We start from the raw sequence: 12,101 nt of genomic DNA on the forward strand, positions 1-12,101 counted from the left end.
ACTGCTCGAAGCAGGCCGTAAATGGAGTTGCTTACTGCATTGACCACCTATGGGAGACCGGAGCCAGAAGATGAAAAGAATAACACATATCAAGGTGCTTCAGGCAACGGCGATTCTCGCCGCCGCCTGAGCTTTGCGTTAGCCAGAAAAATGAAAATCTTCGTATTCTCATTTCTAATACTTTTTTTTCGGCGTATTCAGTATTTTCGGCGGAAGAGAAGGTCTATTCCAGAATCGTTGCCGATTTCAACGAAGACGGTATTGTTGACGTCGCCTACTCCGAGCCAAGCTTATGCGGAAACGCTGGATGCTGTTGGACCTTCACATGGGAAGAGGAAATGGTCTTTACGAAAAGGAATACTTTCACCAACCACTAAATTATGAATACCGTACTACGCGCAATTCTGGCAATCGGACTCACCTGGTCATCAGCCTCTATCGAGGCATCTTCGTTTTCGGACGATCACTGCGAACTGGCACGCCAGTTCCTCAAAGAGACGGAAGCCGAGAAGAGCTACATCGAAGGGATAAAAGAGGCGCTCGACCTTCAGATCGAGTCAGTGCCACAGATGCAATCTTTCAAAGGCGTCTTCAGCAAATGGCAAGACACCTACCTCACCTGGGACGTGTTCGAGGAAAAGTATGTCGAGATTATTTGCGAGGCCTACTCCGAGGAGGAAATTCGTTCGCTGATCGAATTCTACAAGACTCCCATCGGGCAGAAGCAACTGGAGAAGTCAGACCAGATTGTCCTCGAAGTTATGAGATTCTCAGAACTCGTTGCCGCGAGACACCAGCCGGAGCTCAACATCATGATCACGAAGAGAGCCAAGGAACTCGAACTGGAGGTCGAGAACCTCTTCCCGGAATTCAAAGCGGAAGAAGAAAACAGTGAAATCGTGATACATACCGCAACAGAATTTCAAAGCGGAAGCATGCAGCAGCTCGTTTACACTCTACCCAAAACAGAAGCGATCGAGGGGGCGGATATCGATCTCAAAACCGACGGCTCCACGCTTTCCGCAGTTGAAGCCATGGGAATAGCGTTCAGCGAACACTACTCCCAAATCGGAATCGACGAGGATGAATTCTGGGAGGAAACATCCATCACGCTTTCTAACTTCAAAATAGACAGCGACGACCTGGAATTTCCCGAAGCCAAAACCCTATGGTTCTACTCCGTGAATTGCTCCGTCTTTGGCAACTACCCAGCCTTCGGCACCCCCGCAGATATCGTCGTCCTCATGGATGGCCACATCCTTAAACCGAAAAAGCAATCTTGATTGCTAAAGCAGACTTACCTCTAACGAAACGACAACGCATATCAAAGCCGCGATAGCGACGGCAAATACGAACCGAACCCAGACGACCCACCCTCCTCCGCAGAAAAGAGAACAAGAGCCAGGTACAGTATCCGTTTCTTCGTTACATTATCGAGCAGCCCCCCCCCCAAAAAAAAAAAAAAACACAAAGGCTCCCTCTATCTCCCACCTCTCCGCACGAGAGCTGCTAGCCCAGCCTCTTTACAGCGTCTCCCACAGAAACCACTCCATCCGATACGACCTTGACATAGATCCCCCTCAGGTGAAGAGCTTTACCCTCGGCGGAATTGATGTAGGCAAGAGCCTCTTTTCCGAAGCGTTCCGCAAACTTCGCACAACCGTTATGCGGAACGTCAGTCACTTCCACTTCTGTTTCCCCGATTCGCAATCGATCACCTGTACTCAAATTCTCATCACATAGGTCGAAATCCACGCACAACGCATCTCCCGCCAGAGCGCGGCGCTCATCAGAATCGGCAATCAACTCGAGCACGCGATAATTCATCATCGCAATCTGCACCGCAGGATCCGGACTTCCATCGGGGAGCGATTTCCAGCAACCTTTCGCCCAATGGTCGCCAGCCACCCCTTCCTCCACGCTCAAGGAGCAACTCGCAGGCATCTCCCGCTCGTTCGACACGGGTCGCACCACGATCAGCTTGAGCGATCCCTCTTCCTTGGGAGCTGCCTTCACATAGTCCAGCCGCTCCACGAATTCCTCTTTGGTGATAAAGCTCATTCCCAAGCTCACCGCAACGCCGTGGCATGGGCAAGCCTATCCCACGCCGCGTATTCACAGAGCTGAAACACGATCACTCGAGCAAACAGTCCTTCACGATCAGCCTCGCCTTTTCCGAATCCTCCGAGGAAACCGCCACGATCCCGAAATTCCGCTCGTGCCGAATAATCCGGATGCTTCTCAAATGCACATCCGCTTCCTTAAAACGATTCGCGACCATGGCCAAAGCCCCCGGCTCGTCCTTCACCCGCAAAAGCAGGGCATCCTCCGTCACCGCCGGGAAGCCCGCGTCCCGCAAGGCATGCAAGGCCTGGTTGTAGCGATCCACCTCCAAGCTCACCACATCCATCCCGGACACCTCCTCAGCATCCATCGATTCGATATTGATCCCCTTGTCCCCAAGAATCTCCGCAATCTCAGCGGTCAACCCCATCCTCGACCGAGTCACGATCCTAATTTGCTTCATTTCTGCACCTTTCTAAATCCTCCGCGAGCGCATCGATCTTCTCCCGATCGATATGCGGCATCACGATCACATGCGCCGTACTCTCCTGAACCGCGAGCTGCCACTTGTCCAAAATCCGAGCAGGAGGCCGCTCCAAAACGACTGTTATCGAGTGCGGGTTCCTCCAAGCCTTCCAGCCCACGGACTCGAACCGCTCCACCGCGTAGCGAGCATTCCCGATGCACCGAGCCACCTCAGAGCGAAATCCCCGTTTCCCTTTCATCTTTATGGCATGCCATAAGATCAAAGGAGAAAACCCGTTCCGCGAGCCACTTATCGTAGTGTCTAGCGTACCCACATATTCGATACTTCTGGCAATCAAGTCCACATTGCGCTTCAAGGCCAAAGCGACGCCGCAAGGCACCGGCGATCCGATAAACTTGTGACCGCTAATCGACAAGCTGTGGATCCCATCCGCAAAGTCGAAAAACGGTGCCCCGTCGATAAAAGGAAGAGTCATGCCGCACAACGCCATGTCGCAATGAATGTAGTACGACGGAATCGCGAGCCCATCTAGCATCTCCTGGATCAGGTCCACACGGTCAACTCCCTCCTTCATCGTGGTACCAATATTTGCAAACACGATGGGCGGAACATCTCGGTGTATCCTCAAAGTCTCCCTCAAATCTTCGTAGTCGATTTCCCCTGACAGTTGAGACTTGATCATGATGTGCGGCATACGCAGCAGGCGAAGGTTCTTGCTCACACTGTAATGCGTGTCCTGAGAGAAATATACCATGCCACGCGGATGAAGCTCCCGGGCAAGATAGAGCCCATAAAGATTACCCTCCGTACCTCCGTTTGTGACATAGCCCCACCAGTCGCCCTCCGGAGCGTGAAGCAAGTCCGCGAACCACTGCAATACCTCGCGTTCAATCTCTCGAGTGTGCAAATGGTAACTGCAGGGATTGAACGGATCCCCCACATTGTTCAGAGGAAAGTCTAGAAACCGGAAAAGCTCCGAATAATCGAAATCCGTATTACAAGGGTACCCAGCAAACGTATCGGACTGCTCGCAACAGTCCTTGTAAAGCCGGTCCAAGCGATCACGACTTCCTACACTCTTCGTCCTCGCCACACCCAACCCTATCCGAGAAAACCCACATCGCAAGAGCAGGCCGCCATATAGAGCCACCCTTCAAAGCCCCCATTCCGCCCTCAGTCCCCTAGTCGATCTCCAGGTTCAAAATCCGCCACCGTCCTTCCCGCAAAACCAGACGAGACGAAAACTCAGCCGTAAAACCGCCCGTCGTCTCCACTCCCCCTTCTACAACGAGATTCGGCCCACGGTACCCTTTCTCGCGATATTCGAAGCCGTACACATCCGAGTCGATCGAAACGTAGCGCGAAAAGGTCTCACGCTCACTTTTGAAATAGGCCTCAATATCCCGCACCGTCTTCTTTGGGCTGCTCTCGTACATATCCAGCAACCGAGCCCCCCTCGCCGCATCCCCCTCCCTGCCAGCCACCATAAACCGGTCCAACACCTCCAAAACAATCCCCAACTCCTTCTCGCTCGCCTCCTCCGCAACGGCTGCGAGCGCGAGAAATTGCTTCGCCAAACAGAAAAACGTAAAAAGAGTCAGCAGAGAGCGTTTCATTCCAGTATTCGTCCCCTAAATACAAAGCTTATTCCGAGCCAAAAAAGTCGACCCGTCAAAATTGAGCTCCGATCGCTCACGCCCTCCTCAAAACAGCCCTCCGCTAGGCAACTGGGTGCTTCGCCCCACCGATTCTGTCCAGCCCAGTCCCCAGCCAACAGCCACTCCAACCCTCCCTCCCTTTCCACGCAACGCCTAGGGGATTTCCGATGCTCGCCAAAATTGACCAAAGCCCGCTCTTGCCTTAACTTCGGCCCCCTCTCCACGGAACTCGCATCTCAAGACACCCGGTTCCCAACTCCCCCAGACAGCAAAAGCGCTCCACCTATTCACCGTGAACTCCAACCGCAACTCGCCATGTCTGACCCCACCACCCTGCCTGCTACCACCGACACAAGCCCCAACTGGGCAAACATAGAGCAACTCGTCGATTCGATTCCCTCAAACCTCGCCCTCCCCATAGGCAACAATTCCCACCCCACCCAGCACCAAAAGGCGCTCGGCAAGAAATGGGAAAACGCCACCGAGAGCTTCTCCTTCGCCGCGGACGCCAAAGCGAGCCTCTCCATCCTAAACCAAAAGAAAAGAGATCCCGATCCCCTTCGCATTTGGGCCAGCAAAGCCACAGAAAACCTCGCCTCCCCACTCCTTCAGGCAGACGACCGAAAGCCCTACCTCAAATACGGCATCGAAGCAGGAGGCAGCCTCAACGGGACGATAAGTCTGGGATCCACCTTGCCCACCACCCTCTCCTCCAAAGCGGACTTCGAGCTTGGGTTCTACGCCTACCGCCAACACAACAGCTCGAAACAACTAGGCCAAGCCATAATCGCCGACGCCACCAAGCTGCGCACCCCTCTCCGAGCCCAAAGCATTCGCAAAATCGAAGCTGGCAACGCCCTCGCCATGAAGTGGAACGGGAGCATCGACCTGAAAGCAAAAGTCGACTGGACCTCCCTCGCCTCCGCCATCGTATCCAAAGTTTCAGCACTTAATCTCTCTTACGGACTGGTCGACGTAGAGATCGACGCTGAGATATTCTCAAACCTGGACTTCGCCCTCGAGGACAGCTTCCTCCTCGTCTTCTCCAAGTCAGAAAAAACCAACCAGCTCGTGGTAGAGGTGCGCAAAGACCACCGAAACGCGTTAAGCGCTGCCGCCGGCTTCCTTGTATCCGCGAAGTCCACCCTGTCCGCTAAAAGCAACTCCAAGCTCAAGCATCTGAAAACCCAAATCGGGGCCCAGATCCTCGGCCTCTCCAGCCCCCTATTCGAACGGCTAGAATCCTGGGCCGCCAGCGCCCAATCCCTGCCGGAAGAGCTCCAGGAAGCACTCGCCAACGCGAGCGACCGTATTTTCGGGAAGCCCCCAGAAGACCTCCTTCAAGAGCAAAGAGCACACCTCAGGCAAACGCTCGACACCTGGTGCAAGGCGCTCGAGAAAAACGTCGAAGAAACCGCCCGCCAAGAATTCGAGCTCAGCCTGCAGTGGAGCTACCGAAAGGTGAAGACAAACGAAGCGCTCATTCGCGTCGCCATCCCCAGCGACTACCTCGCATCCGAAAAGTTCACCACCCTCCACAAGGAACTAAGAAAAGGAAAACTCAGCCGGCTCCAGTCGCTCGCGAAATCGCAAAAAGACGGAAACGAGAGCTACTTCCTCAAGACGCTAAGCACCGAGACCATCAGCAAGTTCAGCCTGGGCATCTCCTTTGGCGACTTCGCCATCGGAAACGCGACCACCACCAGCAGAAGCTTCTCCTGGATGGAAAATCGAGCCGGACAACTCCTCCCCAGTTTCCTCATCAACACCGACCGCAAGCTCAGCTTCGGCAAGGAAGCCGAAACCCTCTTCGCCGGAGCGACAGCCATGGGCAACAGCTATCAGGCCGAAGACGAGCTACGCATATCGAACCTAAACTTCGATCTCACACTCAACCAAAGCAACCACGACGAAGTCATCGATACCGACGAGATTATCGACTATCTGGATACAGCGCGTATCTGGAACGCGTTCCCGCAAGACCTCCTTTCCCTCGAATCCGCCGTCGCCAAACTAATGGCGAAGCAAGACGCCGGCAAAATCCTAAGCTTCAACAGCAAGCTCCACCTCAGCAACGAAGGAGTCGAGAAACTGCTCGGCGCCACCACTCCAAACGACTCCGAACTCTGGGGCGACGCCCTCGCCCTCTCCCTCCATGCCTACCACTGGAGCGAAGAACTGTACGATCTGGATAAACGAAAGGCCGCCTACTCAGACGCAGCCCGCATCGCCTTCGAATCCGAAGATCTCAGCAATTCCGAGCTAAGCAAAATCAAATCAGCCCTCGTCGAGGACCTCCAAGAGCAAGGCCACGAAATGCTCGCCAAGTACGAGCTCCGCGCCCTGAAAACCAAGAGCGGAAGGCAAGCCTCCAAGCGGATCGTGATCCAGAACTACAAGTACTCCCTGACCGCCCTACGCGACAGCCTGCTAATCCCCCTTTGCTTAAAGCGGAAGGACCTCTTCAAAAACCTGAAAGGCCTTCAGGAGTTCGCCCGTCTCCTTCATGTGGATACAGAGGAATACGAAGACAGAAAAGACTTCGAAAACGAAGTCCACAAACACTTCGACCTCTTCAAGTACCTACGCCGCAACCGAGCCCTCTTCCGGGCCATCGGATGCTACGCCCATCTCAAGAGCTTGAGCTTCCCGGAGGAGACCCGTAGCAAGCTTCTCACCGCGACCTTCCAGGTCATCGAGAAAGACTCGAACGGAAACGCCGCGAAGATCATCGCATTCGCCGACAACCACGCGACTCCCGAAATGGAAGCCTGATCGCGAGCCTAGCTAAGAGACTGAAGTAGTTCCTCTAACAAAATCGGAAAAAACCGGCCTCCCGATTCGAGATTTGGAAAATCCGCACCTAGCTTGCACGTGCGGAAACGGCTCGCTCGTCTTTCCTCCACAGAACTAAACCCACCTACCTTAGCTATGACCTCAGAAAGCAAATGCCCATTTCACCATACCGCCGGAACCGGAACCACCAACAACGACTGGTGGCCCAATCAGCTTAAGCTCCACATCCTCCGCCAACACTCGGAACAATCCGACCCCATGGGCGAAGATTTCGACTACGCCCAAGAGTTCGAATCCCTCGATCTCGAAGCGGTGAAAAAAGACCTCCATGCCTTGATGACCGACTCCCAAGATTGGTGGCCCGCCGATTTCGGCCACTACGGTCCGCTCTTCATCCGCATGGCATGGCACAGCGCCGGCACCTACCGGACCGGCGACGGAAGAGGCGGAGGCGGCACGGGCAACCAGCGCTTCGCCCCGCTCAACAGTTGGCCGGACAACGTCAACCTCGACAAGGCCCGACGCCTCCTCTGGCCAATCAAACAAAAGTACGGCCGCAAAATCTCCTGGGCCGACCTCATGATCCTCACCGGCAACGTCGCCCTCGAGTCCATGGGCTTCAAGACCTTCGGCTTCGCCGGAGGACGAGCAGACATCTGGGAGCCAGAGACAGACATCTTCTGGGGCAAGGAAACCACTTGGCTCGACGACGAACGCTACTCAGGCGACCGAGATCTCGAGGACCCTCTCGCCGCCGTCCAAATGGGATTGATCTACGTCAACCCGGAAGGTCCCAACGGCGAGCCCGACCCCGTCGCCGCCGCCCGCGACATCCGCGAAACCTTCGCTCGCATGGCCATGAACGACGAGGAAACCGTAGCCCTCATCGCTGGCGGCCACACCTTCGGCAAAACCCACGGAGCCGGAGACGCCTCCGCAGTCGGACCCGATCCTGAGGCTGCAGCTCTACAGGAGCAGGGACTCGGATGGACAAGCTCCCACGGCTCCGGAAAAGCCGGCGACGCCATCACCAGCGGCCTGGAAGTCACCTGGACCTCCACCCCTACCAAATGGAGCAACAACTTCTTCTGGAACCTCTTCGGCTACGATTGGGAACTCACCAAAAGCCCGGCCGGAGCCCATCAATGGACTCCCAAAAACGGAGCTGGAGCGAACTCGGTTCCCGACGCCCACGACTCTTCCAAGCGCCACGCCCCCTCCATGCTAACCACCGATCTCTCCCTGCGCTTCGATCCTGAATACGAAAAGATCTCACGCCGCTTCCACGAAAACCCAGACCAGTTCGCCGAAGCCTTCGCCCGCGCCTGGTTCAAGCTCACGCACCGTGACATGGGGCCCAGATCCCGCTACCTCGGGCCCGAAGTCCCGGCAGAAGAACTCATCTGGCAAGACCCCATCCCCGCAGTCGATCATGAGCTGATCGACGAGAAGGACGCCGCGGACCTGAAGGCTAGAATTCTCGAGTCCGGGTTGAGCGTTTCCGAGCTTGTATCCACTGCTTGGGCATCAGCTTCGACCTACCGTGGATCAGACATGCGTGGCGGTGCCAACGGAGCCCGCATTCGACTCGCTCCGCAAAAGGACTGGCAAGTCAACCAGCCGAGCCAACTCGCCAAAGTACTCGAAACCTTGGAAGAGATAAAACGGAACTTCAAAAAAGACGTCTCGCTTGCCGACCTCATCGTGCTCGCAGGCTGCGCCGGGGTAGAGCAAGCCGCCCATAAAGCAGGCATAGACCTCTCCGTCCCCTTCACCCCAGGCCGCATGGACGCCTCACAAGAGCAAACTGATGTAGATTCCTTCGCTGTGCTCGAACCCGCCGCTGACGGATTCCGAAACTACCAACGCAAGAAATTCTCAGTATCCGCCGAGGAACTACTCGTCGACAAAGCTCAGCTCCTCGGCCTCACCGCTCCCGAAATGACCGTTCTGGTCGGAGGCATGCGCGTGCTGGATACCAATTGGGACGGATCGCAACACGGCGTATTCACGGACTCGCCCGGTACCCTCAGCAACGACTTCTTCATCAACTTGCTCGACATGAGCGTCGCCTGGTTCCCACAGTCGGACGAAGAAGAAGTATTCGACGGTCGCGACCGCAAAACAGGCGAAATCAAACGCACCGCCACACGCGTCGATCTCGTGTTCGGATCAAACTCGGAGCTAAGAGCTCTAGCAGAGGTCTACGGTTCCAGCGACGCGAAAGGTAAGTTCGTATGCGACTTCGCAAGCGCTTGGGTCAAAGTCATGAACCAAGACCGATTCGACGTGAAAAAATAGCGTTCATCAGCCAATGCAGCGGAGGAGAACCCAACCGTTGGAGTCCCGCCTTTAGGCGGCAACCCTAAACAGCGGCAACCGCTAAACCCGCTGAAGTGGGAACTCCAACAATTTCGCCTCAAACAGCTATCCACTGCTTTTGACTATGATTCCAAAGTAGCGCTCATCTGCATACCGCTACCGATCCCCAAAGGAGGGCGGGACCGCCGCGTCACGCCTCCCTGCGACCGCGTGCAAACGAAACACATATAAGCGTTTCAAATACCGATATCAGCCCTCCTTCAATCCTTCGATCGGCGCTCTAGAACACCGCCGGAAACGTTGCGATTCTCCGAATACGAGGATAAGTTTCCCTGTTCAGCAAAGGAGGAAATATGAACAGGAACCGAAGCCAAACCGTTGTGCTGTGCGCGGTCTTGTTGCTCGCCGCATGCACGAAAACCGTGAACTCTCCACATGGGTTTAGACTCCCACCCGGCAATGTCGATCAAGGACGCGTCGCCTTCGTCGAGCTGGGGTGCACCCAGTGCCACACTGTAGCAGCCGATAAGCTCGATCGCCCAGGTGGAGAACCACTCATGACCGTCAAATTGGGAGGTGGAGTGACAGACGTAGAAACCTACGCCGAGCTGGTCACCTCCATCATCTACCCATCACACGCCATCAAAGAGGGAGACTCAGCGAAATTCAAAGACGAGCAAGGTCAGACTCTAATGCCTGACTTAACCAAAGCCATGACCGTTCGCCAGATGATCGACGTAACCGAGTATCTGCAATCTCACTACACAGTCGTAACGCCACCCTACCCAGACTACCCGTTCGCTGGTAGCTATTACCCATAAAACAACAGACGAAAGAAACCCAAGCAATGACACAGGGATACGACTCTCTCTACGCGGCGTCTCTCGACGATCCGGAGACGTTTTGGAAGGAACAATCAAAACACATCGATTGGTTTACCTCACCAGATGAAATCCTTTCGTACTCTCAGGAGGGAAACTGGAAGTGGTTCGAGGGAGGCACCCTCAATACATCCTACCTCGCCATCGATCGACACATCGATCGGGGGCGGGGAGGTGAAACCGCGATCATTTACGATTCACCAGTAACCGACACCAAAAGAAGATACTCGTATCGAGAGCTAAAATACGAAGTCTCTCGCCTTGCCGGAGCACTTCGGGCCTTGGGCGTGAAGCGAGGGGATCGAGTCATCCTCTACCTCCCCATGATTCCAGAGACGATCTTCGCCATGCTTGCCTGCGCTCGAATCGGGGCCATACACTCCGTAGTATTTGGCGGTTTCGCCGCCCACGAACTGCAGAAACGGATCGACGACGCAAAGCCTAAAGCGCTGCTCACCGCCTCATGTGGTATCGAGGTCAATCGAGTCATACCCTACAAGCCAATCGTCGACCGAGCCCTGGAACTCGCATCGCACGAAGTAGATAGCGTAGTGGTCTTGCAACGACATCAAGTCAAAGCAGACCTAAATCAGTCTCGTGACCATGATTGGCAACACGTGATCGCAAAGTCGATGCCCGCGGAATGCCTCCCGCTACAAGCAACCGATCCGCTCTACATCATCTACACATCAGGCACCACAGGAAAACCCAAGGGAGTCCTGCGTGACAACGGCGGACACGCGGTCGCCATGGAATTCTCAATGCGAACGATCTACGACATGAGCCCCGGCGACGTTTTCTGGGCCGCTTCCGACGTTGGCTGGGTAGTCGGACACTCCTACATCGTCTACGCCCCGCTCATTCGCGGATGCACCACCGTGCTCTATGAAGGCAAACCCGTCAAAACACCCGATGCCGGCGCCTTCTGGCGTGTGGTTGAAGAGCACCATGTCAACGCTCTCTTCACTGCCCCCACCGCCATCAGAGCCATGCGCAAGGAAGACCCAGAAGCCGCCCTCATGAAGCGCTACGATCTCTCTTCTCTCAGGAACATGTTCCTCGCCGGTGAACGTTGCGACGTCTCCACCCTCGAGTGGCTCTCCTGCAACCTCGGAGTCCCCGTCATCGACCACTGGTGGCAAACGGAGTCGGGCTGGCCGATGCTGGCCAACATGACCGGCATCGAACTACTGCCAATCAAACCCGGATCAGCAGGAAAACCAGTTTGTGGATACGAGATGAAAGTCGTCGACGAATACGGGGCAGAATGCCCGCCAAAAGTCGAAGGAACCCTCCTAGTCCGCTGCCCGCTTCCACCCGGCACCCTGATCGACCTATGGCAAGATAGCGAACGCTTCCAGAAGTCCTACTTCGACTCCTACCCGGGATACTATCTCACAGGAGACGGAGCCTACCGCGACGAGAACGGGTACTTCTACATCGTCGGTCGCATCGACGACGTCATAAACGTGGCTGGCCACAGACTGTCTACAGCCAGCCTAGAAGAAGCGATCTCCAGCAATCCCTCCGTCGCGGAGTGCGCGGTGATCGGCATCGACGACGCCCTAAAGGGTCAAGTCCCCATTGCCCTCGTCGTCACAAAGACCGGCCTCACCGCCGGACCAGACGAACTTGAGAAAGAGCTTGTGGCCAAGGTTCGAGAAGCCTTCGGAGCAGTCGCCTCCCTCAAGCATGTCCTAATAACCGAACACCTCCCCAAAACGAGATCGGGCAAGGTACTGCGTAGCGCCTTGAGAGCGATCGCCAACGGCAAAGAACTCCCTTCCGTAGCCACCATCGACGACCCCCACGTTTTGGACGAGATCAGAGCGCTCTTCGAACGCGAACTCTTCGAAGCAAAAGCAGTCAAGTAAGCCAAATCTTCCCACTCAA

At 55.4% G+C, this 12,101-nt stretch carries 10 protein-coding genes; 6 read left to right on the plus strand and 4 right to left on the minus strand.

Going from position 1 to position 12,101, the window contains the following annotated elements:
* The first annotated feature begins 21 nt into the window (after positions 1 to 21).
* On the plus strand, positions 22 to 384 hold the full coding sequence (locus tag JIN87_RS22130) for a hypothetical protein (protein WP_200357812.1): 363 nt from the start codon (positions 22 to 24) through the stop codon (positions 382 to 384).
* Entirely contained in the window at positions 381 to 1,283 is a 903-nt protein-coding gene (locus tag JIN87_RS22135; protein WP_200357813.1) for a DUF2059 domain-containing protein, read from the plus strand. The genes JIN87_RS22130 and JIN87_RS22135 overlap by 4 nt, the downstream gene beginning before the upstream one ends.
* A gap of 226 nt (positions 1,284 to 1,509) precedes the next feature.
* Here JIN87_RS22135 and JIN87_RS22140 read toward each other — a convergent pair whose 3' ends face one another.
* The 4 genes from JIN87_RS22140 to JIN87_RS22155 form a co-directional block, all read right to left on the minus strand.
* Positions 1,510 to 2,061 carry an MOSC domain-containing protein gene (locus tag JIN87_RS22140; RefSeq protein ID WP_200357814.1) on the minus strand — a complete coding sequence of 184 codons (552 nt, stop codon included), beginning with the start codon at positions 2,059 to 2,061 and terminating at the stop codon, positions 1,510 to 1,512.
* A 73-nt stretch (positions 2,062 to 2,134) separates the two neighbouring features.
* Positions 2,135 to 2,527, minus strand: a complete 393-nt coding sequence (locus JIN87_RS22145) for a hypothetical protein (RefSeq protein WP_200357815.1) — start codon at positions 2,525 to 2,527, stop codon at positions 2,135 to 2,137.
* Positions 2,514 to 3,644, minus strand: a complete 1,131-nt coding sequence (locus tag JIN87_RS22150) for a histidine decarboxylase (RefSeq protein WP_200357816.1) — start codon at positions 3,642 to 3,644, stop codon at positions 2,514 to 2,516. The genes JIN87_RS22145 and JIN87_RS22150 overlap by 14 nt, the downstream gene beginning before the upstream one ends.
* An 88-nt stretch (positions 3,645 to 3,732) precedes the next feature.
* Positions 3,733 to 4,167, minus strand: a complete 435-nt coding sequence (locus JIN87_RS22155) for a nuclear transport factor 2 family protein (RefSeq protein ID WP_200357817.1) — start codon at positions 4,165 to 4,167, stop codon at positions 3,733 to 3,735.
* A 357-nt stretch (positions 4,168 to 4,524) separates the two neighbouring features.
* Between JIN87_RS22155 and JIN87_RS22160 the strand changes: the two genes are divergently transcribed.
* The 4 genes from JIN87_RS22160 to JIN87_RS22175 all read left to right on the plus strand — a co-directional run bounded on the left by JIN87_RS22160 (position 4,525) and on the right by JIN87_RS22175 (position 12,082).
* Positions 4,525 to 6,984: a hypothetical protein gene (locus tag JIN87_RS22160; RefSeq protein WP_200357818.1), complete on the plus strand. Its 2,460-nt coding sequence runs from the start codon at positions 4,525 to 4,527 to the stop codon at positions 6,982 to 6,984.
* Between the two features lie 156 nt (positions 6,985 to 7,140).
* Complete coding sequence (gene katG / locus JIN87_RS22165) at positions 7,141 to 9,306, plus strand: catalase/peroxidase HPI (protein ID WP_200357819.1); 2,166 nt, start codon at positions 7,141 to 7,143, stop codon at positions 9,304 to 9,306.
* 374 nt (positions 9,307 to 9,680) lie between these two features.
* A complete protein-coding gene (locus JIN87_RS22170; protein ID WP_200357820.1) occupies positions 9,681 to 10,148 on the plus strand; it encodes a c-type cytochrome in 468 nt (155 codons plus the stop codon).
* Entirely contained in the window at positions 10,145 to 12,082 is a 1,938-nt protein-coding gene (locus JIN87_RS22175; RefSeq protein WP_325176405.1) for a propionyl-CoA synthetase, read from the plus strand. Before JIN87_RS22170 ends, JIN87_RS22175 begins: the two co-directional genes overlap by 4 nt.
* Positions 12,083 to 12,101: the final 19 nt, after the last annotated feature.

Origin of the sequence: Pelagicoccus mobilis (genome assembly GCF_016595505.1) — a bacterium.
GTDB lineage: Bacteria > Verrucomicrobiota > Verrucomicrobiia > Opitutales > Opitutaceae > Pelagicoccus > Pelagicoccus mobilis.